Here is a 26,054-nt window from a genome sequence, read left to right on the forward strand (position 1 = left end):
TCAGGGAGCGTGAATCCCTCGCAGGTGTGCGCCCCGGGAGCGAGCCAGCGCACACCTCAACCGTGATCGGCTACACCACACAGCGGGACGCCATCGAGGGCAGGAGGACGGCATGCTGTCGCGCTTCCACGTGACCAATCACGGATCGCTCCGCGACGAGCAGGAGCTGTCCCAGATCGCCGACGGCGTGCACCGGGGCCGGGCGGAACAGACCGCGTCCGGCACGCGTCATCGGACGGTTCCCGTCGCCGCGATTTACGGACCGAACGCCTCGGGCAAGTCCAATGTCATCGATGCGGTGATGTGGATGCGCTACGCGGTGCTCTCGTCGTTCCGCCACTGGGATCCGGCCGGCGGCGTCCCCCGGCGGCCGTTCGCGCTGCGAGAGGCCGTAGGCCGGCACCCCAGCACCTAAGCGCTCGACTTCGTGGTGGACGGCGTGCGCTACGAGTACGGGTTCAGCGTCGACGACGACCGCGTCCTGGAGGTGGCTCTACTCCTATCCGGAGGGCAAGCGCCGCCGCCTCTTCGAACGAAGCGCAGGGCTTCAGGTGCAGTTCGGGCGCGCCATGACCGGTCGGCGCGAGATCATTGCCGAGTTGCTCCGCCCCAACAGTCTGTACCTCTCCGTCGCGGCGGCGCAGGGGCATGAGCTGCTGCGACGGATTTACGGCTGGTTCAGTCAAGGTCTGCGAGTGGCAAGCGACTTCGACTTCTCCAGCCGTCTGCAACACAGGCTTGCGCTGCATCAGGCCGAGCGTGATCTCGGCAGCGAACGGCGTCTGGTGGAGCTGCTCCGCTTCGCGGACCTCGGGGTATCGGACCTGGCGGTTCCCGGGCCCGAGCCGGATGCCGGGGAGGAGCGTCGCCGCGTCCTCACCGCGCTACGGGAAGTCGTCGGTGAGCGGCTCGAGCTGCAGGAGGGCCCGGAGGACCGGGTCCGAGTGGCACACCGCACCGCCGAGGGGACTTTCGGCCTGCGGCTCGCGGAGGAGTCCAGCGGAACCCGGACGTGGATCGGCCTCCTCGGCCCGGGTGCCACCACTCTGGCGGACGGATCGGTGCTCTGCGTCGACGAACTCGATGCCCGGCTGCATCCCTATCTGGTGGATGCCCTGGTCGGTATGTTCCAGTCGGCGAAGGTCAACCGACGCGGTGCGCAGTTGGTGTTCAGCACCCATGACGCCTCGCTCCTCGGGCGGAACTCGCGGACGGAACTCTTCCGGGACCAGGTGTGGTTCACGGAGAAGGACGCCGCCAGCGGGGCCAGCCGCCTCTTTCCGCTGACGGACTTCAAGGTGCGCGACGAGGGCGAGAACCTTGAGAAGCGGTATCTGGCGGGCCGCTTCGGAGCCGTTCCCCATCTGGAGGACGATCTGTTGGGGGAGCGGATCGCAGTCGCTTGGCCACGAAAGGCGGCAACCGAGCGGGTTGCCGCCGCCGTAACGTGTGTGGGCAGACGAACCGGGACCTCCGTGCCGGTCAGGTGGCCAGCCAGACGTAGGCGGCCAGGCGGCCGGTGGGCTGCTCGCGGCGGTGGGAGAAGAGGGACGGGTCCTCGATGGTGCAGCGGTCGTCCTGGCGGACGTCCGGGACGCCGGCGCGGGCCAGTTGGGCGGTGATGGCGGCGCGGATGTCCAGGGCCGGGGTGCCCCGGCGGGTGGTGGCGAAGAGTTCCGGCAGGGCCGCACTCGCCTCGGCGCGCATCGCGTCCGGCACCTCGTAGCAGGCGCCGCAGGCCAGCGGGCCGATCAGGGCGGTCATCCGGGCCGGGTCGGCGCCCGCGGCGGTCATCGCGGCGACCAGGTTGGGGACGACGCGGCCGAGCGTGCCGACCCGGCCGGAGTGCGCGGCACCGACCATCCCGGCCACCGGATCGGCCAGCAGCACCGGCGCGCAGTCGGCGGCCAGCGCGGCCAGCGCGAGGTTCGGCTCGGTGGTGAAGACCGCGTCCAGCTCGGGCCGCTCCACGACCGAGGCGGCGGTCACCCGGGTCACCCGGGCGCTGTGCACCTGGCGCATCCAGACCACCCGGTCCGGCGCCAACCCCAGCTCGCGGGCGGTCAGTTCACGGTTGCGGGCGACGTCCTCCGGGCGGTCGTCGGTGGAGAGGCCGAGGTTGCGCGAGGCGAAGGGGGCCTGGCTCACGCCGCCGTGGCGGTCGGTGACGGCGTATCGGATGCCGGGGGCGAGTTCCGCGAAGTCCATGGCGCCGACCCTACGTCCCGCCGGTTACGGCTCGTCCAGCTCGGCGACCCCGGTGATCCGGTGCAGCGCGAAGGTGCGGACCGCCTCGGCGTGGTGGTCGAAGGCCGTGACGAAGCCGCCCTCCACCCGGACCGGGTCGATCACCCGCTGCGAGGCCAGCCCCTCGGCGTTGATGTAGCCGATCCACATCCGCTCGCCGAGCAGTACCGCGGTCTGCAGCGCGGCCAGCGTGTCGGCGGCCGCGGTGCGCGGCAGCCGGCGGGTGTCGGTGCGGGCCGGGCCGTGCTCGGGACGGACGGCGGCCGGGCCGGCCACGGTCTCCCGACGGGTCGCGGTGGCCGCCCGGTCACCTGCCCGGATGGCCTTGACCGCGGCGCCGAGCAGCACCTCGTCCGGAGCGGCCGGGCCGTCCGCGACCGGCGCGGGCGCGGTGCGCGGCGGGGTGCGGTAGCTGTCCGGCCGGGTGACCACCAGGTCGCCCTCGGCCGACTCGGCGGCCGGCGCCAGCCCGATCGTCCTCAGCACCGTGAGCACGGTCTCCGGTGGCGCCTGGGCGGCCAGCACGGTCGGCGCGAGCAGCCGCAGCCGCAGCTCGACGGTGCGGCGGTCGGCCAGCACCTCGGCGAGCAGCGCGGAGTCGTCGCAGCGCAGGTAGGCGGAGGCGGCGCCGACCCGGAGCACGCCGTGCCGGCGGGCCACGTCGTCGATCAGGTACTCCAGCGGCTGCGGGACCGGCGTGCGGGAGTGCTGCTCCAGGAAGGCGTGCAGGTCGGCGGCGGTGCGGCCGGCGTCCAGCGCGCGGCGGATCGATTCGCCGGTGAACCGGTAGACGGTCGCGCCACCCTTGGACTCGATCTCCGCGCAGAGCGCCAGCGCCTGGGCCAGCGGGGTGTGCAGCGGGCCGGGCGCGATCGCGGTGAGGTCGGGTTGCAGGATCACGTGGTCCAGCGGCTGCGGCAGCAGCGGGGCGAGCACCGGCGTCGGGGCGTCGCCGGCCAGCAGGGCGCGGGCCGGGGCGGCCAGCGCGCCGCGTCCGGTGATCCCGAGCAGCTCGGCCTCGGCGAGCGTCCAGCTGGTCAGGTGCTCGCGCAGCTCCAGGCCGTCCGGGCCGGTGGCACCGCCGCGCAGCGGGCGGTACCAGCGCTGCACGGGCAGCAGTGCGGCGGCGTCGGCCACGCCGCCGGGTGGGAGTTCGGCGAGCAGGCTGAGCACGGCCCGCCGGGTGGCCGGGGCCAGCGTGCGGTCCAGCTCGGGGCCGAGCGCGGCGCGGGCCTTGCCCTTGCCGTCCAGGCCGCCGACCAGGCCGGCCACCCGGGTGGCGGCCAGCCAGCCGCGGGCCAGCTCGGTCCAGCGCTCGGCGACCGGCAGCTGCAGCCAGGCGTCGTAGGCGGGGGTGGGGGCCCACACCTCGCCGGTCCGCACGGAGGGGTCGGAGGACTCCCCGTCCGGGGCCACCAGGCCGGCACCGTAGGCGAGTTCGAGCCAGAAGGCGGCCTGCGGCTCGGTGCACTCCAGAGCCTGCGCGGTGCGCTTGAGGTCGCGCACGCCGAGGCCCCCGGCGCGCAGCGTGGGCGGCGGCTGCAGGCCCCAGAGGTCGAGCAGTTCCTCGACCGTGCGCACCGCGGTGTACGCCTGGCCGGCCGCGGCTCTGTCCACAGCCTGTGGATCGCGCTGGGTGTGCACGTCCAGCGCGGGCGGCGCGGGCTCGACGGCGCGGTGGCTGCGCCCGCCGCGCAGGTGCAGCGCCAGCTCGCGGGGGAGCACCACGCTGCTCGGGCCGGAGGGCAGCAGCAGTCCGCGGGCCAGCAGCCACTCCACCGGGCTGCGCGCCTCGTCCGTGGTCACCGGGCGGGCGGCGTCCGGGACGGTTCCGGTGGGCGGGCCCCAGAGCAGCTTGTCCAGCACGCCGAGCGCGGCCGGCGGGACCTCGGCGAGCAGCGCGGCGCACCGCTTGCGGTCGGTGAGCAGGCCGGTCAGCGCGGCCACCGCGGTCACCGGGTCGGGCGTGCCGGGCAGGCCGGCGCCGGCCACCAGCTGCTGGAGCCGGGCCGGGGACATCCCGAGGGTGGCCTCGGCCAGCGTCGGGCCGAGGCCGGTGCCGCCCGGCGCGCTGCCGCTCGGGGCCAGCGCCTCGCGGACCGCGAGCACCAGCCGCAGCGCGGAGTCCGGACCCCAGAGCAGCGCCCGGTCCCGCAGCGCGGTCAGCGCCGCCGGCAGCGCGGCGACCACGGCGGCCCGGTCCACCGGTTCGGCGCCGGGGTGCGGCTTGACCCGGGCCGGACCGGCCAGCAGGTCGCGGACCACGGTGACCGGGCTGCCGTCCGGCGCGGCCGCCAGCGCCTCGGCGACCTGCAGGGTGAACCGGTCGAGCCGCTCCAGCGCGCGCAGCGCGGAGGCCCGGCTGGAGAGCCGGGCGGCGAGCTGGGTGAGGTCGGTGGGCACCGGGGCGAGCAGATCGGGGCGCAGCCGCAGCAGGGTGGTGAGGGCCTGGTCGCTGCGGGCACGGAGTTCTTCGGCGAGGGTGCGGGCCCCGCCGGACGGTCCGTTCGGCTCGGTGGTCATCCGATCCAGAGTAGTCGGCGAGTGGCCGTCCCGTCCGCGCCGGGAAGCTGATGAGGGTGGTGCGGACGCGCGCTGGGCATAGGGCGGATGGGCTCGCGCGGTGGTGCGGCAGTCGGTAGCGTCTGCGGGCAGCGGGCTGGAGCACGGAACAGGGTGGCGGCCAATGGCGGGTGGGCAGTCGGACGGACGGCCGGAGGAGCGGTCCGGCGGGTTGACGGGCGGTCTGTCCGGCGGCGAGTGGTGGCGGGTGGACGGGCCCCGGCGGGTGCTCGGGGCGACGTCCGGGGCGGCGGACCCCGAAGGGGACGGCGTGTACGTCGCCGAGCCCGAGCCCGAGCCGGCCGTCCACCGCTCGGTGCCACCGAGGCCGGCCGGGCCCCCGGCCCCCGAGGTGCCCTTGTCCGGTCCGCAGGCGCCGGTCGGCGCCGGGGCGGGGAGCGACCGGCAGCGCTCGTTCTTCCGCAAGCGGCGGCCCGTCGGGGAGCCGCCGGCCGAGTCGGAGTCGCCCGCCGGACCGCCTGCGGCCTGGTCGATCGCGCCGGCCGCCCCGGGACCGGTCCGGCCGCCGACCGTCGCCGACTTCCCCGGCTGGGACGAGGTGACCATCGAGTTCCCGCCGGACGACACCGTGCCGGCCGAGCCGGAGTCGTCCGGCGGTACCGTCCCCGCCCCGCGCCGGTCGCCCGAGGACGGTGACGACGTCGCCGAGCCGGCCGGGCCCGGCCTGACCCGCAGCCTGCTGGCCGGCCGCCGGCCGTCCCTGCTGCTGCTGCTCGCCGCCGGGGTGCTGGTGGGTGGCGCGGTGAGCGGGGTGATCCTGGTGATGCTGGCCGGCTGGGGGCTGGCCTACCTGTCGGCCCGGATGAGCGACCTGGTCAAGAAGTTCGCGGTGCTCGGCATCCCGCTGATCACCATGAGCGCCTCCAGCCTCTGGTTCTGGGGGCGGACCGAGGGCCGCTGGGGTGACCCGCTGGCCAAGGGCGCGCCGATGACGCACGCCACGCTGCAGGCCGCGCCCGGGGTGCTTCGGCTCGCGGCGGTGCTCTCGGCGCTCTTCCTGCTCGGCGTGACGATGCGGCGCCCGGCGAGGCCGGGAGGGAAGCGCTGAGGAGCCGGGAAGGAAGCGCTGAGGAGCGGGGAGGGAAGCGTCAGCCGATCCGGCGCACCATCTCGACCAGCGCCGCCCGCCGGGTCTCCAGGGAGTCCTCGGCCAGTCCGGACATCACCATGGTGATCACCTTGGGCGCGGTGAACCACCAGGAGGAGAGCGCGAAGACCGCGTAGAGCAGGTGCTGCGGGGCGAGGTCCGTGGTGACCGTGCCGGCCTGCTGGGCGCGGATCAGCGCCTCGATCCGCTCGCCGTACAGCGCGGCCCGCTCGGCGTCCCGTTCGGTCGGCTGCTCGCCGACCAGCAGGCCCTCCCAGCGCAGCAGGCGCAGGAAGGAGGGGTTGGCGACCAGCCAGTCGAACAGCCGGCCGGCGAACTCGCCGAGGTCGGCGCAGCCCGCGGGGTCGGGCGAGGCGGCGGCCACCACCTTGGGCAGCTCCTGGTCGAGGACGTGCCCGAAGAGTTGCTCCTTGTTGCCGAAGTACTGGTAGATCCGCTCCTTGTTGACACCGGCCTGCTTGGCGATCCGGTCCATCCGGGCGCCCTCGGGGCCGTACGCGGCGAACTCCTGTACGGCGGCGTCCAGCAGCAGCTGCTTGGTCTTCGCGGTGTCCCATGCCATGGGTTCAGGATAGCAATCTCCAACTCACGAGTTGGACTTTGCCGGGGCGGCCGTGGCAGACTCCAACTCGCCAGTTGGAGATTGGCTCCGACGGCGAACCGAGCCTGGAGGTCAGCCATGTCCGTTCCCACCGCGCACCACCGCGCCGTCATAACCTGGCTCGCGGTCTACCCGACGATCAGCGTGGCTTCGATCCTGCTGGCCCCCTACACCGTCCACCTGCCGGTGCTGCTGCGGACGCTGGTCCTGACCGTGCTGGTCGTCCCGGTCGTGAGCTACGCGCTGGTGCCGCTGCTGACGAAGGCGCACGGCGCCGCCGCCCGGCGCCGGGCGGGCCGTCACTCGCGCAGCGCGGTGGTGTAGCGGACCGCCGTCCGCCGCACCAGGCTGCCGTCCGGCGCGGCCAGCGGGGCGAGCGCGGCGAAGGCGGCCTGCCGGGCCTCGTCCAGCCGACCGGCCGGGACCGCCTCCAGCAGGTCGCGCCAGGCACAGGCGCGCACCGAGCGCCACCAGGCCTCGGCGTCCGGGTAGTGGGTCGCGGCGGGGTGCTCGACCGTCCGCACGTCGGTGAACCCGGCCCGGTGCAGCAGCTCGGCCGCCTCCTCGGGGCTGCGGCCCAGCGCGTTGTACCGGGCCGCCCGGCTCTGCCGCCGCCGGGCCGCCTCGGCGGGCAGGAAGGCGTTCAGCGCCGCCCGCGGCCGGTCCCAGCCGGCCTGGTCCGCGCCGAACGCGGTGAACCCGAGCCGGCCGCCGGGCACCAGCACCCGTCGGACCGAGCCGAGCGCCGCCACCGGGTCCGGCGTGAAGATCACCGCGAACGAGGAGAGCGCCGCCTCGAACGAGCCGTCCGGGAACCCCAGCGACTCGGCGTCGTCCACCCGCACGGCGACGTTGCGCAGCCCGCGGCCGGCGGCCTGCGCCGCGGTCGCCCGGACCATCCCGGGCGCCAGATCCACTCCGGCCACGTACCCCTCGGGGCCGACCTCGGCGAGCGCGGCGAAGAGCACCGCGCCCCGGCCGCAGCCGACGTCGAGTACCCGGTCACCGGCGCGCAGCCCGGCCAGCCGGGCCAGTCGGGCACCGATCGGGTTGAAGAAGTGCCCGTTCGCCTCGTCGTACTCGTCGGCGGCGAGCGAGAAGGCCTGGGCGAGGGCGGCCTTGCGACGTCGGCCCTCGTCCGCGGCTTCGGCGGAGGGTGACTCACCTCGGGTCTGAGTGTTCGGCATACCGCCCATGGTGGTCCCGGTGTGGCGCGGCTCACAAGACGTCAGAAGCTGAGCAGCTGCTGTAGTTGGGCGAGCACCAGACCGGCCCCGGTGTAGCCGATCCCCTGGAACCAGAGCAGGTCGTCGACCGGGAAGGCGCGGTGCGCCCTGACCGCGCCGAGCGCCTGCCAGCCGGGACCGGTCAGCACGGGGGTGGCGCCGGCCGCGTCCGGGTTGCCGTACGAGGAGTAGAGCAGCAGGTCGCCGTCGGCGCCGGCGAGCTGGTCGGGCGTGGTCTCGACGTCGAACCGGTCGACGTTCTGCGCGTCCGGGCGGCCGAGCTGGAGGTCGGCGAGGATCGTGCCGAGGAAGTTCTGCCGGCCGTAGAGCCGGATCCGGCCCTCGACGAAGCGCACCACGCTGACCCGGCGCCCGCCGGCCGGTCCCGGGCCGCCGATCTGGCGCAGCAGCTGGGCGACCTGGCCGCGGTAGGCGTCGGCCAGCGCGTCGGCCTCCGGCAACCGGCCGAGCGCCCGGGCGTGCAGCTGGACGTTGTCCTTCCACGGGTAGCCGGTGGTCTGGCTGAGCACGGTGGGGGCGATCGCCCGCAGCGCGTCGTAGTTGGCGGCGTCCCGGGTCTGGCTGCTCAGGATCAGCTCGGGCCGCAGCGCGTGGAGCCGGTCCAGGTCGGGGCTGCCGACGGTCCCGGTGTCGGCCAGCTCGGCGAGTCGGCGGGCCGGCCAGTAGTCCGGCACGGTCCGGTCGGCGGGGGCCCGGGAGGCGCCGACCGGGGTGATCCCCAGCGTCATCGCGGAGTCCAGCTCGGCGGTGTCCAGCACGGCCACCCGCAGCGGCGCGCTGGGCAGCGGCACCGGCCCGTTCGCGGCGGTGACGGTCGTGCTCGGGCCGGCCGGGGCGTTCGGGACCTGGCCGCCCGGGCCGGTCCCGGTGCAGCCGCCGAGGGCGGCGGCCGCCGCCGCGCCCAGGACCGTCCGGCGGGCCGGCTGACGGTGCATGGCTCTCCCAGGGGGCCGGTGGAGCGGTGGGAACTCCTGTCTATCGCCCATCGCGCCCCGGGCCGGGTCCGGCGCGCTGGGTGGGCCGGCGGCGGGCCCCCGTAGGCTGGGCCGCATGCCCACGATCCCCGCGCCCGCCCCGCTCACGGTCGGCTTCGACCTCGACATGACCCTGCTGGACACCCGCCCCGGGATCCGGGCCACCTACCTGGCGCTGTCCGCCGAGACCGGCACCGAGATCGACGCCGACCTGGTGGTCACCCGGCTCGGCCCGCCGCTGGCCATGGAACTCGCCAACTGGTTCCCGGCCGAACGGATACCGGCGATGACCGACCGCTACCGCGAGCTCTACCTGGAGCACGCCTTCGCGCCGACCGTCCCGCTGCCGGGCGCGCTGGCGGCGGTCGAGGCGGTGCGCGAGCGCGGCGGCCGGGTCGCCGTGATCACCGGCAAGTACGAGCCCAACGCCCGGCTGCACCTGGAGCACGCGGGGATCGCCTTCGACGCGCTGGCCGGCGACCTCTGGGCGGAGACCAAGGGCGAAGCCCTGCGCGCGCAGGGCGCGAGCGTCTACGTCGGCGACCACCGCGGCGACATGCTGGGTGCCCGGGCGGCCGGCGCGGTGGCGGTCGGCGTGGCCACCGGTCCGTGCGACGCCGCCGAGCTGACCGCGGCCGGCGCGGACGTGGTGCTGGCCGGGCTCACCGGGTTCCCGGCCTGGCTGGCCGGCCACCTGGGCTGAGCGGGGCTACTGCCCGCCGGCGCGCCGCCGCCCGGCCCGGGCCGAGCGCAGCAGGCCGACCAGCGCGATCAGGAAGCCGAGCGGCATCAGCATGCTCGCCCAGTACGCCGGAGTCGGTAGCGGGGTGAGGTGCAGGAAGAGCGGGACGAAGGTCGCGATGGTGGCCACGGCACCCACGCAGAAGACCACGGCACCGGACCGGACCAGGCGTTCTCCCGACTCGCTGCTCACCACGACTCCCTCACCACGCACGATCGGACCCGCCAAGTCTGACAGACCCCCCGCCCTCCGGCGGCCCGTCACTGCCTGCGGTTTCTCGCGGACAGGGAGTTTTGACCGCAGGCAGACAGGGGTATGCAGGTCTCGCACGGGGTCACCCAGGGCCCCGCTTCCTGCCAGGGGGTGTGAGCCAGTGGAGAGCGCCGCGTCGCGTCCTCGTCATGCCGTCCCGCTGGCCCCCCGCGCCAGAGCCGGTCACCTACCGCCGGCCACACGCGAATGAAACCCCCGAGCGGTCGTTAGTCTGCTGCCGACGATCGGGCGCCCGTCCGGTCGGCCACCCCGCCACCAGGCCCGTCCGCCCACGCCGGTACCGATCCGGCTAACCCCGCCACCTCCCGCCCCCGGCCATGCCGTCGGGCGCCCGACACCACACCGAGGAACTTCCAGATGCCCACCGGCCAGGTCAAGTGGTTCAACGAGACGAAGGGTTTCGGCTTCCTGTCGCGCGACGACGGGGACGACGTCTTCGTCCACAGCAAGGCGCTGCCCGCCGGGGTGAGCACGCTCAAGCCGGGCCAACGGGTGGAGTTCGGGGTGGTCGCCGGGCACCGCGGTGAGCAGGCGATGTCGGTCACCCTGCTGGACGCGCTGCCCTCGGTGGCCGCCGCCCAGCGGCGCAGCGCCGACGACATGGCACCGATCGTGCAGGACCTGATCACCACGCTGGACACGGTGCTGCCCGGGCTGCAGCGCGGCCGCTACCCGGCCAAGCCGACCGGTCAGAAGCTGGCCACCCTGCTGCGGGCGGTGGCCGACCAGTTCGACGTCTGACGCGCCGCCCCCGCCGGTCCCTGCGCGACCGCGACCCCGATCGTGACCGCTCCCGTGAACCGCGACGGGCGCGGTCACGGGCGGGCCGGCGATGCCTACGGGAAGGCCAGCGCGTCCGGGCCGACCGCGGGGACCAGCCCCTCGGCCGCGGCCCGGTCTAGCAACGCGCGCACCGCCGCGTACCCGGCCTCGCCCAGGTCACCGGTGAACGCGTTGACGTAGAGCGCGATGTGCTGGTCGGCGACGGCCGGGTCCAGCTCCTGTGCGTGTGCACGCACGTATTCCCGGGAGGCCGCCGGGTCGGCCCAGGCCGCCTCGACCGAGCTGCGGATCGTGCCGGCCAGCTCGCGCAGCCGGTCCGCGCCCAGCGAGCGGCGGGCGATGATCGCACCCAGCGGGATCGGCAGGCCGGTCTCCGCCTCCCAGGCCTCGCCCATGTCGGCGAGGCAGCTGAGGCCGTACCGCTGGTAGGTGAACCGGGCCTCGTGGATCACCAGGCCGGCGTCCACCCGCCCGTCCCGGACCGCGGGCATGATCTCGTGGAACGGCAGCACCACGATCCGGCCGAAGCCGCCGGGCACCGCCCGGGCGGCCCAGAGCCGGAACAGCAGGTAGGCCGTCGAACGCTCGCTGGGCACCGCGACCGTACGCCCGGTCAGGTCGCCCGGCCCGTCCGGCCGGGTGAGCACCAGCGGGCCGCAGCCACGGCCGAGCGCCCCGCCGCACGGCAGCAGCGCGTACTCGTCCAGCACCCAGGGCAGCGCGCCGTAGCTGATCTTCAGCACGTCCAGCTCTGCCCCGGCCTCCGGCCGGGAGGTGCCCCCACCTGCTCCGGCCAGGCCGTTGGTGACGTCGATGTCGGCGAAGAGCACCTCGGGCGCGTCGGCGCCGGGCAGCAGGCCGTGCGCCCAGGCGTGGAAGACGAAGGTGTCGTTCGGGCAGGGCGAGTACGCGATCCGCAGCGGCTCAACCACCGGCGACCTCCTTGAGCAGTCTCTCGTACGGCAGGGTGGCGAAGGCCCGCTCCAGCGCGCCGAGCGCCTCACCGATCCGCCAGGCGGACCGGTCACGGGGGCCGACGGCGTTGGAGACGGTCCGCAGTTCGAGGGCGGGGACGCCGTGCCGGGCGGCGGCCTCGGCCACCCCGAAGCCCTCCATCGCCTCGGCGGCGGCGCCGGGGTGCCGGGCGGCCAGCTCGGCGGCCCGCGCGGCGCTCCCGGTGACCGTGGAGACGGTCAGCACCGGCCCGGTGACCGCGCCGGTGGCGGCGGCCAGCAGGGCCACCGCGGCGGGTGGCGGGGTGTGCCGGACACTGCCGAAGCCCAGTTCGGCCACGTCCTGGAAGCCGTCCGGCGTCTGGGCGCCGAGGTCGGCGGCGACGATCGCGTCGGCGACCACCACGGCCCCGACCGGGGCGTGCGGCGCGAAGCCGCCGGCGATCCCGGCGGAGAGCACCAGCGGGTGGCGGCGGGCGGCCAGCGCGGTCGCGGTGGCCGCCGCGGCGGCGGCCGGCCCGACGCCGGCGGCCAGCACGGTCACCCGGCCGTCCGGCGCGCCGCGCAGCACCGCCTCGGCCTCGGCCGGGACGGCGACGACGACGAGCAGCCGGTGCTCCGGCCGCTCGTCGTCGGGGCGCGCCTCGGTCACTGGCCGGTGCTGGTGTCCTGCGAACCGGCCGCGGCCGGCGGCAGGGCGTTGTCGCGCAGGGTGAAGAACCAGACCCCGAGGATGCCGGGCTGGGCCGAGTTGGCGGTCTTCGGGTCGAACTCGATCACGGTCAGCGTGGTGTCGCGGCTCGTGGTGAGCACGTCCGAGGCCGGCTGCAGGCCGGAGAAGGTGTTGCCCTTCTGGTAGGACGCGATCGTCGCGCTGCCCTGGGCGCCGCCGCCGTTGGTGTAGGCGCGCCAGCCGTTGTTGGCGGTGTCCGGGTCGACGCCGACGCCGATCCGGTCGGTGCTGTTGACCGTGATCACCGGGAACTGCGCCGGGTTCTTGGACAGGTTGCCGCAGGCGGTGTTGCCCGCGTCGGTCAGCGGCTGGCCGCCGTTCCAGCAGGCGGCCGGCGGCTCGAAGTGGAACGAGTTGCGGCCGACCGTCACAGTGGCCTGCGTCTTGATCGGGGCCGGCTGACTGGACGCGTACGCGATGGACCCGCCGAGCGTGCCGGCGCCGATCACGACCACGGCGCCGAGACCGGCGATGGCACGGGTGCTGAGGCTCATGGACGAAGGCTATCCAACTCCGCCCGTCACGCTACGCGGGGGTGCGGTGCGCCGCCACGGACGCCCAGCCGGAGCAGTGCCACCACCGTCCAGAGCAGCGCCACCCCGACCAGCCCCGCCGCGATGGCCAGCCCGAGCGTCCCGTCCAGTGGCAGCAGGATGCCCAGCGCGCCCCCGGCCACCCAGGACAGCTGCATCAGGGTCTCCGAACGGGCGAACGTCGAGGTGCGCACCGCCTCCGGGACGTCCCGCTGGATCAGCGCGTCCAGCGCCAGCTTGCCCAGCGAGCCGGCCACCCCGGCGACCGCGGCCACCAGCAGCACGGTCGGCAGGCCGTACCAGAGCGCGGCGGCGGTGGCCGCACCGGTGGCGAGCAGCAGCATCGCGGTGATGGTCGGCTCCGAGCCCCGGGTGCGCAGCCAGGAGCCGAGCACCGAGCCGAGTGCGTTGCCGACGCCCGCGGCGACCGCCAGCAGGCCCAGCGCGGCCGTCGCGGGCAGCCCGCCGACCGGGTCGACCCGCAGCAGGAAGGCCAGGAAGAGGGTGAGGAAGCCGGAGAGCCCACGCAGCGCGGCCACCGCGCGCAGGCCCAGCACCACGGCCGGGCCGACCGTGCGCAGCCGCCCGCGCGTCGGGGCCGGCGGGGCGCCGGGAACGGACGGTGCGTCCGGCTCGGCGCCGGCGTGCAGCACGGCGCGCTGCTCGCCCTTGGCGGAGTCCACCTGGTGCGGCAGGTGAAAGGCCATCAGGGTGCCGATCACGAAGACCAGGAACGCGCCGCGCAGCGGCCAGGACGGCCCGGCCAGGTGCAGCAGTCCGCCCACCGGCGCGGCCAGGCCGGTGGCCAGCAGGCCGGCCAGGGTGACCCGGGAGTTGGCCTTGACCAGGGTCACCCGGGCCGGCTTCAGCCGCGGCACCACCACGCTGCGCACCACGCCGTACGCCTTGGACGCGACCAGCACGCCGAGCGCCTCGGGATAGAGCGTCAGGTCGCCGCCGCCGATCGAGCCGGCCATGCTCCAGGCGAGCACCGCCCGGGTCAGCATCGCCATCGCCATCGCGGCCCGCCGGCCGTGCGGGACCCGGTCCAGCAGCGGGCCGATCACCGGGGCGAGCAGCGCGAACGGCGCCATGGTGACCAGCAGGTAGAGCGCCACCCGGCCGCGGGCCTCGCCGGTGGGGACGGAGAAGAAGATGGTGGACGCGAGCGCGACGGTGATCAGCATGTCGCCGAAGGAGTTCAGCGCGTGCAGCTCGATCAGCTTGGCCAGGCCGGACTCGCCGGCGCCGTCGGCGGAGGTGGCCCGGCGGATCCGGCGGCCGGTGCCGTGCACCACCCGGCCGGTACCCAGGCCGGCGGCGGAGGCGAGGCGGACCAGCGGGCCGGGGCGCTGCTCGGCGTCCGGTTCGGGCACCGGCGAGCCGTCCGCCGACTGTGGACCGTCCACAGGGGGGACCGCGGGCTGCAGTCGCGGCACGTCGGCCGGCTCCGCCACCGGTTCGCCCGGCCTGTTCGGGGGCGGGCCGGGCAGGGCGTGCTGCGACGGGGTGTCGTCCGCCACGCTGCCCATCCTGCCCGACGAACCGCCGCGGGACGAGGGATTCCGGTTCGCTCGGCGCGGTCGGGCCGCGCGCCGGATCGCCGGGCTGTCGCGGCGGCCCGGGCGGCGGGTAGCCTGCACTACACGTATCGCTCAGGGCGCGCGTGCGGACGGCGTCGCCGGCGGCGGCGCGGCCGGACCGCGGACCGCTCCGGGTCGCGCAGAATAGGGGCGGTACCACGAGCGAGCGGTACCGGCGCGGGCACTACGGTACGGCGCGGCGGCCACGGGTCCGGAGGTCCGGGCCCCGGTGGGCCGCCGCCGTCCGGTGGCCGCGCCGTTCCGGCCACGGCCGCTGGCCGCCGGCGATAGGCTGCAGGTAAGAAGACTGGGAGAGAACCGACGCCGTGAGTGCTGCGATGCGAAGCCGTACCCCCGACCGGCTCTGTGCCGAGGCCGTCGAACTCGCCAGGCAAGCAGCGGACGAGGCGGTCGGCGCGGAGGTCGTCGGTGCCCACCTGGGAGCCCGTGCCGAGGGCGAGCGGGTTGTCACCCACACCTTCGAGTGCCTGGACGCCGCCTACCGCGGCTGGCACTGGGCGGTCACCGTGGCGCGGGCGCCGCGCGCCAAGGTGGTGACCCTGGACGAGACCGTGCTGCTGCCCGGCCCGGACGCCGTGCTGGCCCCGCAGTGGGTGCCGTGGAGCGAGCGGCTGCGCCCCGGCGACCTGGGCCCGGGCGACCTGCTGCCGACCGACGCGCACGACCTGCGGCTGGAGCCCGGCTGGACCGGCGAGGACGAGCCGGCGCCCAACTCGGCCGTCTTCGACGGCGAGGAGGACCTCGAGGTCACCGACCCGACGGTGCAGCCCGCGCCGGCCCGCGCCCAGATCGGCGCGGTCGCCGAGGAGCTGGGGATGTCCCGGGCCCGGGTGCTCTCCCGGCTCGGCCTGCACCTGGCCGCCGACCGCTGGGAGAAGGCGTACGGCCCGCAGACCGCGATGGCCCAGTCCGCGCCGGCCAGCTGCACCAGCTGCGGCTTCCTGATCCCGATCGGTGGCTCGCTGGGCCAGGCCTTCGGCGTCTGCGGCAACGAGTACGGTCCGGCCGACGGCCAGATCGTCTCGCTCGCCTACGGCTGCGGCGGGCACTCGGAGGCCGCCGTGCTGCCGGCCCCGCCGGTGCCGGCCGAGCTGATCCTGGACGAGACGGTGGTCGAGCCGATGCAGCTGCACCCGGACCGGGCCGGCGGCTCGGTCGAGCCGGACGCCCCGGCCGAGGAACTGGGCCACTCCTGACCCCACCCCGCTGTTCCGTACCCGCCGCGACCCGAGAACGGGCCGCGGCGTGCGGCTGTCAAGGGCCCTGTTGGTCGGTCGGACCGCTCACTCGGGGGAGAATGCCCCAGACGGCAGGTCCTGGTGTGACAGACGGGGAAGGCGGCGGGTCCAGTGGAGCCTCGCATCATCGGCAGCGGCGACGAGCAGGTCGCGGACCCCTTCGGCACGGCCGCGCTGCGCCGACGTGTGCTGGACGCCTGGACGGCCTCCCCGGCCCGGTTCCGTGAGGACGCCAACGCCGAGGAGGAGCTGGCCCTCGGTGGCTACCGGGACCGGCTGGTGGTCGAGCTGGCGCAGAACGCCGCGGACGCCGCCGCCCGGGCCGGTCGTGGCGCGGGCCGGCTGCGGCTGACCCTGGCCGACGGTGTGCTGGCCGCCGCCAACACCGGCGTGCCGCTGGACGCCAGCGCGGTGGAGTCGCTCTCCACCCTGCGGGCCTCCTCCAAGCGGGCCGACGCCGGCCCGACCGTGGGCCGGTTCGGCATCGGCTTCGCCGCCGTGCTGGCGGTCAGTGACGAGCCGGCGATCCTCAGCGGCTCGGGCGGGGTCCGCTGGTCGCTCGGCGAGGCGCGCGGGCTGCTCGACCAGTCGGCCGCCGAACACCCGGAGCTGGCCGACGAGTTGCTCCGCCGGGGTGGCCATCTGCCGCTGCTGCGGCTGCCGTTGCCGACTGAGGGCACCCCGCCTGCCGGCTACGACACCGTGGTGCTGCTGCCGCTGCGGGACGCCGCCGCGGAGGACCTGGCCCGCCGGCTGCTGGACGGGATCGACGACGCGCTGCTGCTCACCCTGCCCGGGATCGCCGAGCTGGTGGTGGAGACCCCGGAGGGCGGCCGCCGCACGCTGACCCGCTCGGCCGCCACCCGCACCGAGGACGGCCTCGGCACGGTCACCCTCACCGACCGCACTGCGGACCGCATCGAGGAGTCGTTCTGGCAGACCGTCACCGCGACCGGCGCGCTGCCGCCCGAGCTGCTGGCGGACCGTCCGGTGGAGGAGCGGGCCCGGCCGTACTGGACGGTGACCTGGGCGGTCCCGGTCTCCGCCGTGGGCACCCCGCAGCCGCTGCCGGTCGCCCCGGTGCTGCACGCGCCGACCCCGAGCGAGGAGCCGCTGGGCATCCCGGCGCTGCTGATCGCCTCCTACCCGCTGGACCCGACCCGCCGGCACGTGGCGCCCGGGTCGCTGGCCGACTTCGTCACCGAGCGGGCCGCGGACGCCTACACCGACCTGCTGCGGGCCCGCGGCGCCGACCTCGGCTCGCTCGCGCTCGTGCCCGGGCCGCTCGGCCAGGGCGCGCTGGACAACGCGCTGCGCACCGCGGTGCTCGGCCGGCTGCCGGGCACCGCGTTCCTGCCGCACCCGGCGGCGGTCGAGCCGGGCACCCCGGCGCTGCGCCCGAAGGACGCCACCCTGCTGGAGGGGGCGGACAGTTCGGTGGTCGAGGCGCTCGCGCCGATCTTCCCCGGGCTGCTGCCGGCCGGCCTGGAGCGGCGGGCCGAGCTGCGCGCGCTGCAGGTGCGGCGGGTGCCGCTGGCCGAGGTGGTGGACCAGCTCGGCGGTCTGGAGCGGGAGCCGGCCTGGTGGCGCAGCCTGTACGGGGCGCTGGCCGGGGCCGATCCGGAGGCGCTCGGCGCGCTGCCGGTGCCGCTGGCCACCGGCCGGACGGTGACCGGCCCGCGCCGGGTGCTGCTGCCCTCGGACGCGGCCAACTGGGCCGGTTTCCCCGGCTACCCGGAAGCGCTGGCCGAGGCGCTGGCCCTGCTCGACCTGCGGCTGGCCCACCCCGACGCCGCGCACCCGCTGCTGGCCAAACTGGGCGCGGTCACCGCCACCCCGGCCGGGGTGTTGGAGACCCCCGAGGTGCGGGCCGCGGTGGCCCGTTCGCTGGACATCGCCGAGGACGACGACGAGATGGCCGGCGAACTCGCCGACGCCGTCCTGGCGTTGGTCAAGGCGGCGGACGCGAAGCCGGGCGACCACCCGTGGTTGGCCCGCCTCGCGCTGCTGGACGACGAGGGCGAACCGGTCCGAGCCGGTGAACTGGTGCTGCCGAACAGCCCGTTGGCGGCGCTGGTCCGCCCGGAGGACGCGCCGTACGTGGACGAGGAGTTGCTGGACCGCTGGGGTGTCGAAGTCCTCTCCGCGGTCGGGGTCCTGAGCGAGTTCGTGCTGGTCCGGGCGGAGGACGTAGTGCTGGACCCGGACGACCTGGAGCGACTGGACCCGACGGTGCCGCACGACCGGGCCTCCGGCGGCGCGCCGACCGGCCTGTTGGACGAGGCGCCGGACGGGCTGGCCGACTGGTGCGAGGAGACGCTGGAGGCGGTCTACGCGGACGCCGGGGACGCCGCGGCGCTCGGGGTGCCGCCGGTGGCCGCCGAGCTGCTGGCCGTCCGCGACCTCGACCTGGTGGACGAGGACGCCTGGCCGCAGGCGCTCGCGCTGCTGGCCCGGCCGCCGTACCGGGACGCGGTGGTCGCCCCGGTCCGCGCGCTGCTGGCGGACGGCCGGTACGCCGACCTGCCGCCGTACACCGCCTGGTGGCTGCGCGACCACCCGGTGCTGGACGGCCGGGAGCCGGCCGGGCTGCGCGCGGCCGGCGCCGACCCGCTGCTGCGCGGTCTCTACGACGAGGCGCGGACCACGCTGGACGAGGAGTTCCTGCACGCGCTCGGGGTGCGCACCACGCTGGCCGCGCTGCTCGCCGAGCCGCACGGTCCGGACGAGCTGCTGGACCGGCTGACCGACCCGGCGAGCGAGGTCGGGCACCGTCAACTGCACGGCGTCTACTCGGCGTTGGCCGGGGCGGAGGTGGAGCCGGCGCCGGCTTCCCCCCAGGACACGGTACGGGCGTTGCCGCCGCTGGACCCGGCGACCGGCCGGCGCCCGGCGCACACCGTGCTGGTGGACGCCACCGAGGCGGTCGTCGCGGACGCCCCCGACCTGGTGCAACTGCTGCACCCGTACCCGCTGGTGCCGGTGGCGCCCGCGCTGGCGGCCGAGTTGGCCGAGCGGCTGCACGTCTCGCTGGCCAGCGAGATCGCCGGCGGCCGGGTGCTCTCGGAGGGATCGCTGCATCGAGTCCCGGCGTTCGTGCGGGAGTTGCTGCCCGGCTGCCCGGTGGCCTACGAGGAGCACGAGGAGCTGCTGGTGGTCGGCCCCGACGGCGAGGAGGCGGCGGTGGACTGGCGCTGGGACACCTCGGCGCCCGCACCGGAGCTGCCCTATGACCCGGAGTCGACCGAACTCGCTGATGAGGACGACGAGTTCGAGAACCCGCCGGTTCCCGGACTGCTGCACGCGGCGACCCCGGAGGGCCTGGCGGCCGGGCTCGCCTGGTCGGTCGGCCAGTGGCACCGCCGGTTCGAGGTGCTGGCCGCGCTCACCGAGCCGGACCGCGCCTACGAGCTGTCGGCGGCCCGGGACTTCGAGTCCTGACGCGGTGACCCACCGTCCGGCGCGGCTGTTGTCGGTCTACTGATCCAGGCCGCGCCGGATGTGGTGCCAGACCACTTCCAGCAGCGCGCCGGCGACCAGCGCGAGCGCGACCCCGGTCCACGGGTCGCGCTCGCCGACCAGCCTGAGCTGGAAGAAGTCGGAGAGGAACGGCACGGTCAGCACCAGGGTGAAGGCCAGCCCCATCGTGCCGATCAGCAGCAGCCGCCACCAGCTGTACGGCCGGGTCACGATCGCCAGCACCCAGATCGCCACCAGGAAGAGCGTCAGGGTGGCCACGCTGGTGTCCGCGGTCAGGTCGGTGCCCCGGTCGGCGCGGGCCAGCGCGTACGCCGTGAAGGTGGCCGCGCCGGCGATCACCCCGGCCGGCACCGCGAGCCGCAGCACCCGGCGGACGAAGCCGGTCCGGGCCCGCTCGCTGTTCGGCGCCAGGGCCAGGAAGAACGCCGGGATCCCGATGGTCAGCGCGCTCAGCACGGTGGAGTGCCGGGGCAGGAACGGGTAGGGCAGCTGGGTGAAGACCACCAGCAGCGCCAGCAGCACCGAGTAGACGGTCTTCACCAGGAACAGGCTCGCGACGCGTTCGATGTTGCCGATCACCCGGCGGCCCTCGGCCACCACCGAGGGCAGCGTGGCGAACCGGTCGTCGAGCAGCACGATCTGCGCGACCGCCCGGGTCGCCTCACTGCCCGAGCCCATCGCCACGCCGATGTCGGCGTCCTTGAGCGCCAGCACGTCGTTGACGCCGTCGCCGGTCATCGCGACCGTCCGCCCGCGCGACTGCAGGGCGCCGACCAGCGCGCGCTTCTGCCGCGGGGTGACCCGACCGAAGACCGTGGTGCGCTCGGCGGTGTCGGCCAGCCGGCCGGGTTCGGCGGGCAGCGCCCGGGCGTCCAACGGGTGCTCGGCGCCCGGTAGTTCGAGGCCGGCCGCGACCGCGCCGACCGAGACGGCGCTGTCGCCGGAGATCACCTTGGCCTCGACCCGCTGGTCGGCGAAGTAGCGCAGGGTGGCGGCGGCGTCCGCGCGGACCCGCTGCTGGAGCACCACGAGGGCCAGCGGCTGCAGGCGCGCGGCCGGGTCGGGCGCGTCCAGCGGCACCGGGGTCCGGCCGAGCAGCAGCACCCGCAGGCCCCGCGCGCCGAGCTCGTCCACCTCGGTCAGCGCCGGGTGCCCGGCCGGCAGCAGCACGTCGGGTGCGCCGAGCAGCCAGCTGGCCTCGCCGCCGGTCGGCTCCAGCAGCTGCACCCCGCTCCACTTGCGGGCGGAGGAGAACGGCATGGCCTCCAGCACCCGCCAGTCCTCGCGCTCCCGGCCGTCCGGCTGCCGGCCGTCCGCACCGAAGGCGTCGGCCACCGCCTGCATGCTCGGGTTGGGCCGGGCGTCCGCACCCGCCATCACCCCGAGCGCCTGGCGCAGCGCGCCGTGGTCCAGCGGGGCCCGGCCGCCCGGACCGGTCCCGTCGGCGGCCGTGGTGAGGGTGGCGCCGTCCAGCGGGCGCAGCGCCAGCACGTCCATGCCGCCCTCGGTGAGGGTGCCGGTCTTGTCCAGGCAGACGGTGTCCACCCGGGCCAGGCCCTCGATCGCCGGCAGCTCCTGCACCAGGCAGTGCCGGCGGCCGAGCCGCACCACGCCGATCGCGAAGGCCACCGAGGTCAGCAGCACCAGGCCCTCGGGGACCATCGGCACGATCCCGGCGACCGTCCGGCGTACCGCCTCGCGCCAGTCGTTGTGCTCCACCGTCCACTGGCTGATCACCAGGCCGAGCGCGGTCGGGATCAGCAGGTAGGTGATGAACCGCAGGATGCTGTTGATGCCGGTGCGCAGCTCCGACTTCACCAGGGTGAACCGGCTGGCCTCCTCGGCGAGCTGGGCGGCGTAGGCCTCCCGGCCGACCTTGGTGGCGGTGAACGCGCCGACCCCCGCCACCACGAAGCTGCCGGACATCACCGCATCGCCCGGCTGCTTGAGCACCGGGTCGGGCTCGCCGGTGAGCAGCGACTCGTCGATCTCCAGGCCGTCCGCCTCGGTGACCTCGCCGTCCACGATCACCTTGTCGCCGGTGCCGAGCAGCACGGTGTCGTCCAGCACGATACCGGCGACCGCGATCTGCCGGGGCTGGCCGTCCCGGCGGACCTCGGGTCTCGCCTCGCCGATCAGCGCCAGGCTGTCCAGGGTGCGCTTGGCGCGGATCTCCTGGACGATGCCGATCGCCGTGTTGGCCACGATCACCAGGCCGAACAGGCCGTCCTGGATCGGGCCGACCACCAGGATGATCGCGAAGAGCACGCCGATGATCGCGTTGAACCGGGTGAACACGTTGGCCCGGACGATCTCGGCCACCGAGCGGCTGGAGCGCGCCGGCACGTCGTTGACCTGGCCGCGGGCCACCCGCTCGGCCACCTCGGCGCTGCTCAGCCCACCGCGCCGGCCGCCGGACGGGCCGCAGGCGTGTGCCCCGGGGGCCGCTGCCGAGCCGGCGGCCGCCACGGCGTCGTCCGGGTCGGTGGTCTCCTCCGCGGGGTGCGTCATGGCACCGACTCTACGGGGGTGAAATGTCCGGTGCGTGCTACTAAAGCCCTATCTCCGGCCGACCGGGTGGGGGGACTCGGGTGGGGGTCAGCCGGCCGCGGGGCCGGACTCCGCCTCCTGCTGCGCGCGGCTGCGCTGGATGGCGGCCCGGCGGGAGCGGCAGTACCAGAGGCCGATCAGCCCGAGCAGGCCACCGGAGAGGCAGATCCACTGCCAGTTGCCGTGGCCGTCGGCGGTCAGCCTGTGGTGGAACGGGAGCAGCACCAGGAAGGCGACGAACCAGAGCACCGTGCCGGCGCCGACGATCGCGACGTCGTTGGCTTCCAGCGGCGGGGGCGCGGGGCGCAGCGGGATCTTCGGCACGAGGAGCAAGCTTACTTGCTGCCTGGCGGCCGGCCGGGCTGGCCGGCCGGCCGCCAGGCGGGAAGCGACCGGGCGCCACGCGGTAAGTGGCGCTGCTCTACGCGCGAAGATAGCGCGGGCCCGAACGGCAATTCATACTAAAGACGCCGGTTGATCGCGGCGTGTCAGCTTGCCCATCAGCCTGACCTGCTGCTTCGCCATCCCCGCCGCAGTGCCGGTCACCGTCGCCCCGGCCTCCTGCCACCCGCCTCCTCCGCCCCCACCAGAGGACACCGCATGCCACCCGTGGCCCAGCCGACCATCGAGTCGCCCGAGCCCAGCCAGCAGTCGCCGAACGCCTCGGCCGGCGCTGTCGACCGCTTCTTCCGGATCTCCGAGCGCGGCTCCAGCTTCGTCCGCGAGGTCCGCGGCGGCGTCGCCACCTTCTTCACGATGGCGTACATCCTCGTGCTGAACCCGATCATCCTGTCGAACGCGGTCGACATCAACGGCACCCACCTCAACGGCGCCCAGCTGGTCACCGCCACGGCCCTCACCGCCGGTCTGACCACCCTGCTGATGGGCGTGATCGGCAACGTCCCGATCGGGCTGGCCGCCGGCCTGGGCGTGAACACCATCGTGGCGCTCCAGCTGGCCCCCAAGATGACCTGGCCGGACGCCATGGGCATGGTCGTGCTGGCCGGCTTCTGCATCATGCTGCTGGTCGCCACCGGACTGCGCGAGCGGGTGATGAGCGCGGTGCCGCTCGGCCTGCGCAAGGCCATCGCGATCGGGATCGGCCTCTTCATCTCCCTGGTCGGCCTGGTCGACTCCGGCTTCGTCAGCCGGATCCCGGACGCCGCGCACACCACCGTCCCGCTGCAGCTCGGCGGCACCGGCCACCTGCTGCACTGGCCGGTGCTGGTCTTCGTGCTGGGGCTGCTGCTCACCATGGTGCTGGTGGTGCGCAAGGTGCCCGGCGCGATCCTGATCTCCATCGTGGCGATGACCGTGCTGGCCCTGGTGATCGACGAGCTGGCCACCGTCCCGGCCGACCTCTGGGGCCTGACCGTCCCGAAGTGGCCGGGCAACCCGGTCGCCGCGCCGGACTTCGGCCTGGTCGGCAACGTCAGCCTGTTCGGCGGCTTCCACCGGGTCGGCCCGCTGACCGGGATCCTCTTCGTCTTCACCGTGTTGATGAGCTGCTTCTTCGACGCGATGGGCACCATCCTCGGCGTCGCCGACGAGGCCCACCTGCTGGACGCCAAGGGCGACCTGCCCGGCATCAACCGGATCCTGATGGTCGACGGCATCGCCACCGCCGCCGGCGGCGCCACCTCCGCCTCCGCCAACACCTGCTTCGTCGAGTCCACGGCGGGCGTCGGCGAGGGCGCCCGCACCGGCTTCGCCAGCCTGGTCACCGGCGGCCTCTTCCTGGTCGCGCTCTTCCTCACCCCGCTGGCCACCATGGTCCCGGCCCAGGCCGCCACCCCGGCCCTGGTCACCGTCGGCTTCCTGATCCTGGCGAACTCGATCCGGGAGATCGACTGGGCCGACTTCACGATCGCCATCCCGGCGTTCCTGACCATGGTCCTGATGCCGTTCACGTACAGCATCACCAACGGCATCGGCATGGGCTTCATCACCTTCTGCGTGCTGCGCCTCGCCACCGGCCGGGGGCGCTCGGTCCCGGTCGCCCTGTACGTGGTGGCGGCGGTCTTCGCGTTCTACTACCTGATGCCGGCCCTGGGCCTGGCGAAGTAGCCCCCGCTCGCAGCCCGAGTCCCCGGCCCTCCCGCGCCCCGCGCGAGAGGGCCGGGGATTTCGATATCTGAGTTCCGCTGCTTTCGACATCGTTTCTCGTAGTCGGCTACTGGAGGAGTGACCATGGCACGAACCGTCATCGACCTCGACGACGACCTCCTGGCCGAAGCGCAGCGCCTCTTCGGGACCACGACCAAGGTGGCAACGGTCAACGCCGCCCTGTTGGAGGTGGTGAAGCTGGCTCGCCGGACAGAGCTCGCGGACGCCATCGCCAACGGCGAGTTCAACCTCCTGGACGAGCCGGGCGATCAGGCGGCGGCGTGAGCCGGGAGCGCTATCTGATCGACAGATCGGCTCTCGCCCGGTGGGGCAAGCCCACCGTGCGGCCACTGCTCGACGACCTCTCACAGCGGGCGCTGCTCGCCGTGAGTGCGGCAGTCGAGATGGAGGTTCTGCACAGCGCTCGCTCGGCCGCGGCGGCGGACCGGCTTCGACACCTCCTCACCGGCTTCGACTACCTCCCCTGTACGGACGAAGTCTGGGACCGTGCGAAGGACATCCAGCATCAGGCGCTGCTCCGGGGCAGTCATCGCGCCTTGTCCATGGCCGACGTGCTCATCGCGGCGACGGCCGAGCGCCACGGCGTCACCGTCCTGCGCCATGACGGCGACTACGACGTGATCGCGGCCATCACCGGACAGCCCACCCGCTGGGTCGTCCCAGCGGGCACCGCCGACCGAGGCAGGGGGCCGACCGGTCGGCGAGCGTCTTTGGTAGCTTCCCGCTCGCAACGGCGTGATCACGGAGAGGGGCGGGAGCGATGCGGTGGAAGGTGCACGGGGAGCGGCCGGTCTACCAGGATCCGTGGCTGGACCTGTGGTTGGCCGATGTCGAGCAACCGGACGGGAACCGCTTCGAGCACCACGTGGTCAAGTTGCGGGATCTCGCGGTGGCCGCCGTGGTGAACGGGGAGCGGGAGCTGCTGATGATGTGGCGGCACCGCTTCATCACCGACACCTGGGCCTGGGAGCTGCCGATGGGCCTGGTCGAGGCCGGCGAGAGCCCGGCCGAGGCGGCGGCCCGGGAGGCGCTGGAGGAGACCGGCTGGCGGGTCGACGGGGTCCGGCCGCTGGTCTACGCCCAGCCGGCGGCCGGGATCACCGACTCCGAGCACTTCGTGTTCCGGGCCGACCCCGTCGAGTACGCCGGGCCGCCGACCGAGCGCAACGAGTCGGACCGGATCGAGTGGATCCCGCTCTCCGAGCTGCGCGGCATGATCGACCGCCGGGAGATCGTCAGCAGCGCGACCTTGGTGGGCGTGCTGCACCTGCTGCTGGATGTCGACAACTCGCAGGCAGGGCAAGCGGTCTGAGGCGTCGGGCGGCGATGCCGCCCGATCCTCTCCGGGCGCGCCGGCGAGCCGGTGGCTCCCCCGTGGCCACCGGCTCGCCGACGGCTCGGCCGCGCGCCGTTCACCCGGACCCGCGGCGCCGGTGGCGCCTACGCGCGGACGTTCCGCTCCACGGGTGGCGCCGCCTTCGGGCCGGCCAGCCGGTGCCCCTCGCCCGCGGCGGCCCGGAGCAGGACGTCGGTGAGTTCGACGGGGGAGGAGAGCATCGGCCAGTGCCCGGTGGGGAGTTCGAAGAAACCCACCCGGGGGTCGGCGAGCACCTGGAAGCGCGGGTCGCCGGTGGCCACCAGGCTCCGGGCCATGGCGATGCTCAGGCCGTTGTCCGTGCAGAAGACCCCGGACGTCGGGATCGCGGCGACCGCTCCGGACAGCCGCAGCGGCTGGGTGAGGGTGCCCAGCGGCTGCGGTGCGGCCAGGCGGACCAGCCGGGCCCGGGCGTCCTCGGAGATGCCGGCCAGGCTCCCCCAGATCTCCCGGTCCTCGAGTGGCGGCGGGGGGATCGACCGGCCGTCCCCGGACGCCCCGGCCCGCTGCCGCACCCGCTCGCGCAGCTCGCAGGGCGTCTGCTCGAGCACCGAGAGGCCGTCCTCCGGCATCGGCGCGTCCAGGTAGACGACCCGGGCGATCCGCTCCGGGCGCCGGTCGGCGGCGCCGAGCACCGGGTAGATGCCGTAGCAGTGCCCGACCAGCACCAGCCCCGCGTCGCCGGCGTCCACGTGGTCGATCAGCTGCACCAGGTCCTCGATGTGCGTCTCCAGGTCGGTGCCGGGTCCCGCCAGGTGCCGGCGGTCGCCGAGGCCGGTGAGCGTCGCCGGGTGCGCCTCCGATCCCGACTCCCGCAGCCGAACGGTCACTTCACGCCAGATCCAGCCGCCGGTGTAGCCACCCGACACCAGCACGAACGTCGTCATGGTCTCCTCCTCCCGC

23 protein-coding genes and 2 pseudogenes are annotated in these 26,054 nt (G+C 74.9%); 12 read left to right on the forward strand and 13 right to left on the reverse strand.

The window, feature by feature from the left end:
* Positions 1-112: 112 nt before the first annotated feature.
* A complete protein-coding gene (locus ACZ38L_RS07890; protein ID WP_465690319.1) occupies positions 113-415 on the forward strand; it encodes an AAA family ATPase in 303 nt (100 codons plus the stop codon).
* Between the two features lie 127 nt (positions 416-542).
* Positions 543-1,136: pseudogene (locus ACZ38L_RS07895) on the forward strand (AAA family ATPase); the annotation flags it as partial.
* Positions 1,137-1,482: 346 nt separating this feature from the next.
* On the opposite strand, the gene pgeF reads toward ACZ38L_RS07895, so the two are convergent.
* Both pgeF and ACZ38L_RS07905 read right to left on the reverse strand, forming a co-directional pair.
* Positions 1,483-2,208, reverse strand: a complete 726-nt coding sequence (gene pgeF, locus ACZ38L_RS07900) for a peptidoglycan editing factor PgeF (protein WP_465690321.1) — start codon at positions 2,206-2,208, stop codon at positions 1,483-1,485.
* Between the two features lie 24 nt (positions 2,209-2,232).
* Positions 2,233-4,770, reverse strand: coding sequence for a helicase-associated domain-containing protein (locus ACZ38L_RS07905; RefSeq protein WP_465690323.1), 2,538 nt, complete (start codon positions 4,768-4,770; stop codon positions 2,233-2,235).
* A gap of 163 nt (positions 4,771-4,933) precedes the next feature.
* On the opposite strand from ACZ38L_RS07905, the gene ACZ38L_RS07910 reads away from it, so the two are divergent.
* The gene (locus ACZ38L_RS07910; RefSeq protein ID WP_465690325.1) at positions 4,934-5,878 is read left to right on the forward strand and encodes a hypothetical protein; all 945 of its coding nucleotides are present in this window, start codon (positions 4,934-4,936) and stop codon (positions 5,876-5,878) included.
* 40 nt (positions 5,879-5,918) lie between these two features.
* On the opposite strand, the gene ACZ38L_RS07915 is transcribed toward ACZ38L_RS07910, so the two are convergent.
* A complete protein-coding gene (locus ACZ38L_RS07915) occupies positions 5,919-6,500 on the reverse strand; it encodes a TetR/AcrR family transcriptional regulator (protein WP_396566664.1) in 582 nt (193 codons plus the stop codon).
* A 117-nt stretch (positions 6,501-6,617) separates the two neighbouring features.
* On the opposite strand from ACZ38L_RS07915, the gene ACZ38L_RS07920 reads away from it, so the two are divergent.
* Entirely contained in the window at positions 6,618-6,863 is a 246-nt protein-coding gene (locus tag ACZ38L_RS07920) for a hypothetical protein (RefSeq protein ID WP_465690328.1), read from the forward strand.
* On the opposite strand, the gene ACZ38L_RS07925 is transcribed toward ACZ38L_RS07920, so the two are convergent.
* Positions 6,839-7,726 (reverse strand): class I SAM-dependent methyltransferase, encoded by an 888-nt coding sequence (locus ACZ38L_RS07925; RefSeq protein WP_465690330.1) that lies wholly within the window; start codon positions 7,724-7,726, stop codon positions 6,839-6,841. The two genes, ACZ38L_RS07920 and ACZ38L_RS07925, sit on opposite strands and share 25 nt — an antisense overlap.
* A gap of 41 nt (positions 7,727-7,767) precedes the next feature.
* The gene (locus ACZ38L_RS07930; RefSeq protein WP_465690332.1) at positions 7,768-8,721 is read right to left on the reverse strand and encodes an ABC transporter substrate-binding protein; all 954 of its coding nucleotides are present in this window, start codon (positions 8,719-8,721) and stop codon (positions 7,768-7,770) included.
* Between the two features lie 115 nt (positions 8,722-8,836).
* Here ACZ38L_RS07930 and ACZ38L_RS07935 point away from each other — a divergent pair, with 115 nt between their 5' ends.
* On the forward strand, positions 8,837-9,463 hold the full coding sequence (locus tag ACZ38L_RS07935) for an HAD family hydrolase (protein WP_465690334.1): 627 nt from the start codon (positions 8,837-8,839) through the stop codon (positions 9,461-9,463).
* A gap of 6 nt (positions 9,464-9,469) precedes the next feature.
* Here the strand turns inward: ACZ38L_RS07935 and ACZ38L_RS07940 are convergent, their stop codons facing one another.
* A complete protein-coding gene (locus ACZ38L_RS07940; RefSeq protein ID WP_396566673.1) occupies positions 9,470-9,694 on the reverse strand; it encodes a hypothetical protein in 225 nt (74 codons plus the stop codon).
* A gap of 438 nt (positions 9,695-10,132) precedes the next feature.
* Here ACZ38L_RS07940 and ACZ38L_RS07945 point away from each other — a divergent pair, with 438 nt between their 5' ends.
* A complete protein-coding gene (locus tag ACZ38L_RS07945) occupies positions 10,133-10,516 on the forward strand; it encodes a cold-shock protein (RefSeq protein ID WP_396566674.1) in 384 nt (127 codons plus the stop codon).
* A 95-nt stretch (positions 10,517-10,611) separates the two neighbouring features.
* Here the strand turns inward: ACZ38L_RS07945 and ACZ38L_RS07950 are convergent, their stop codons facing one another.
* From ACZ38L_RS07950 to ACZ38L_RS07965, 4 genes are read right to left on the reverse strand one after another with little or no spacing between them, the layout of a single operon-like run.
* A complete protein-coding gene (locus tag ACZ38L_RS07950) occupies positions 10,612-11,490 on the reverse strand; it encodes a 1,4-dihydroxy-6-naphthoate synthase (protein WP_465690337.1) in 879 nt (292 codons plus the stop codon).
* A complete protein-coding gene (locus ACZ38L_RS07955; RefSeq protein WP_465690339.1) occupies positions 11,483-12,163 on the reverse strand; it encodes a futalosine hydrolase in 681 nt (226 codons plus the stop codon). The genes ACZ38L_RS07950 and ACZ38L_RS07955 overlap by 8 nt, the downstream gene beginning before the upstream one ends.
* A complete protein-coding gene (locus ACZ38L_RS07960) occupies positions 12,160-12,738 on the reverse strand; it encodes a hypothetical protein (RefSeq protein ID WP_465690341.1) in 579 nt (192 codons plus the stop codon). The genes ACZ38L_RS07955 and ACZ38L_RS07960 overlap by 4 nt, the downstream gene beginning before the upstream one ends.
* A gap of 26 nt (positions 12,739-12,764) precedes the next feature.
* Positions 12,765-14,153: an MFS transporter gene (locus tag ACZ38L_RS07965; protein ID WP_465690591.1), complete on the reverse strand. Its 1,389-nt coding sequence runs from the start codon at positions 14,151-14,153 to the stop codon at positions 12,765-12,767.
* A gap of 545 nt (positions 14,154-14,698) precedes the next feature.
* Here ACZ38L_RS07965 and ACZ38L_RS07970 point away from each other — a divergent pair.
* Together ACZ38L_RS07970 and ACZ38L_RS07975 are read left to right on the forward strand one after the other, a co-directional pair.
* Positions 14,699-15,577 carry a DUF3027 domain-containing protein gene (locus ACZ38L_RS07970; protein ID WP_465690343.1) on the forward strand — a complete coding sequence of 293 codons (879 nt, stop codon included), beginning with the start codon at positions 14,699-14,701 and terminating at the stop codon, positions 15,575-15,577.
* Positions 15,578-15,730: 153 nt separating this feature from the next.
* Positions 15,731-19,060: a sacsin N-terminal ATP-binding-like domain-containing protein gene (locus ACZ38L_RS07975; RefSeq protein ID WP_465690345.1), complete on the forward strand. Its 3,330-nt coding sequence runs from the start codon at positions 15,731-15,733 to the stop codon at positions 19,058-19,060.
* 36 nt (positions 19,061-19,096) lie between these two features.
* Here ACZ38L_RS07975 and ACZ38L_RS07980 read toward each other — a convergent pair whose 3' ends face one another.
* Both ACZ38L_RS07980 and ACZ38L_RS07985 read right to left on the reverse strand, forming a co-directional pair.
* Positions 19,097-21,610, reverse strand: a complete 2,514-nt coding sequence (locus ACZ38L_RS07980; protein ID WP_465690348.1) for an HAD-IC family P-type ATPase — start codon at positions 21,608-21,610, stop codon at positions 19,097-19,099.
* A gap of 87 nt (positions 21,611-21,697) precedes the next feature.
* Positions 21,698-21,973: a DUF2530 domain-containing protein gene (locus ACZ38L_RS07985; protein WP_465690350.1), complete on the reverse strand. Its 276-nt coding sequence runs from the start codon at positions 21,971-21,973 to the stop codon at positions 21,698-21,700.
* 276 nt (positions 21,974-22,249) lie between these two features.
* Between ACZ38L_RS07985 and ACZ38L_RS07990 the strand changes: the two genes are divergently transcribed.
* From ACZ38L_RS07990 to ACZ38L_RS08005, 4 genes and pseudogenes are all read left to right on the forward strand, one after another.
* On the forward strand, positions 22,250-23,716 hold the full coding sequence (locus ACZ38L_RS07990) for an NCS2 family permease (protein WP_465690352.1): 1,467 nt from the start codon (positions 22,250-22,252) through the stop codon (positions 23,714-23,716).
* Positions 23,717-23,839: 123 nt separating this feature from the next.
* Positions 23,840-24,040, forward strand: a complete 201-nt coding sequence (locus ACZ38L_RS07995) for a type II toxin-antitoxin system VapB family antitoxin (RefSeq protein WP_465690354.1) — start codon at positions 23,840-23,842, stop codon at positions 24,038-24,040.
* Positions 24,037-24,453: pseudogene (locus tag ACZ38L_RS08000) on the forward strand (PIN domain-containing protein); the annotation flags it as partial. The gene ACZ38L_RS07995 and the pseudogene ACZ38L_RS08000, both read left to right, overlap by 4 nt.
* 83 nt (positions 24,454-24,536) lie before the next feature.
* Positions 24,537-25,088 (forward strand): NUDIX domain-containing protein, encoded by a 552-nt coding sequence (locus tag ACZ38L_RS08005; RefSeq protein ID WP_465690356.1) that lies wholly within the window; start codon positions 24,537-24,539, stop codon positions 25,086-25,088.
* 128 nt (positions 25,089-25,216) lie between these two features.
* On the opposite strand, the gene ACZ38L_RS08010 is transcribed toward ACZ38L_RS08005, so the two are convergent.
* A complete protein-coding gene (locus tag ACZ38L_RS08010) occupies positions 25,217-26,038 on the reverse strand; it encodes an alpha/beta fold hydrolase (RefSeq protein ID WP_465690358.1) in 822 nt (273 codons plus the stop codon).
* Positions 26,039-26,054 lie beyond the last annotated feature (16 nt).

It is taken from the genome of Kitasatospora sp. NPDC024654, from assembly GCF_055559155.1.

Excerpts from the sequence above, each read along its gene's own strand:
- ACZ38L_RS07890 (WP_465690319.1), top strand. The coding sequence starts at position 113 with ATGCTGTCGCGCTTCCACGTGACCAATCACGGATCGCTCCGCGACGAG.
- pgeF (WP_465690321.1), bottom strand. The coding sequence starts at position 2,208 with ATGGACTTCGCGGAACTCGCCCCCGGCATCCGATACGCCGTCACCGAC.
- ACZ38L_RS07905 (WP_465690323.1), bottom strand. The coding sequence starts at position 4,770 with ATGACCACCGAGCCGAACGGACCGTCCGGCGGGGCCCGCACCCTCGCC.
- ACZ38L_RS07910 (WP_465690325.1), top strand. The coding sequence starts at position 4,934 with ATGGCGGGTGGGCAGTCGGACGGACGGCCGGAGGAGCGGTCCGGCGGG.
- ACZ38L_RS07915 (WP_396566664.1), bottom strand. The coding sequence starts at position 6,500 with ATGGCATGGGACACCGCGAAGACCAAGCAGCTGCTGCTGGACGCCGCC.
- ACZ38L_RS07920 (WP_465690328.1), top strand. The coding sequence starts at position 6,618 with ATGTCCGTTCCCACCGCGCACCACCGCGCCGTCATAACCTGGCTCGCG.
- ACZ38L_RS07925 (WP_465690330.1), bottom strand. The coding sequence starts at position 7,726 with ATGCCGAACACTCAGACCCGAGGTGAGTCACCCTCCGCCGAAGCCGCG.
- ACZ38L_RS07930 (WP_465690332.1), bottom strand. The coding sequence starts at position 8,721 with ATGCACCGTCAGCCGGCCCGCCGGACGGTCCTGGGCGCGGCGGCGGCC.
- ACZ38L_RS07935 (WP_465690334.1), top strand. The coding sequence starts at position 8,837 with ATGCCCACGATCCCCGCGCCCGCCCCGCTCACGGTCGGCTTCGACCTC.
- ACZ38L_RS07945 (WP_396566674.1), top strand. The coding sequence starts at position 10,133 with ATGCCCACCGGCCAGGTCAAGTGGTTCAACGAGACGAAGGGTTTCGGC.
- ACZ38L_RS07960 (WP_465690341.1), bottom strand. The coding sequence starts at position 12,738 with ATGAGCCTCAGCACCCGTGCCATCGCCGGTCTCGGCGCCGTGGTCGTG.
- ACZ38L_RS07970 (WP_465690343.1), top strand. The coding sequence starts at position 14,699 with ATGCGAAGCCGTACCCCCGACCGGCTCTGTGCCGAGGCCGTCGAACTC.
- ACZ38L_RS07980 (WP_465690348.1), bottom strand. The coding sequence starts at position 21,610 with ATGACGCACCCCGCGGAGGAGACCACCGACCCGGACGACGCCGTGGCG.
- ACZ38L_RS07990 (WP_465690352.1), top strand. The coding sequence starts at position 22,250 with ATGCCACCCGTGGCCCAGCCGACCATCGAGTCGCCCGAGCCCAGCCAG.
- ACZ38L_RS07995 (WP_465690354.1), top strand. The coding sequence starts at position 23,840 with ATGGCACGAACCGTCATCGACCTCGACGACGACCTCCTGGCCGAAGCG.
- ACZ38L_RS08005 (WP_465690356.1), top strand. The coding sequence starts at position 24,537 with ATGCGGTGGAAGGTGCACGGGGAGCGGCCGGTCTACCAGGATCCGTGG.
- ACZ38L_RS08010 (WP_465690358.1), bottom strand. The coding sequence starts at position 26,038 with ATGACGACGTTCGTGCTGGTGTCGGGTGGCTACACCGGCGGCTGGATC.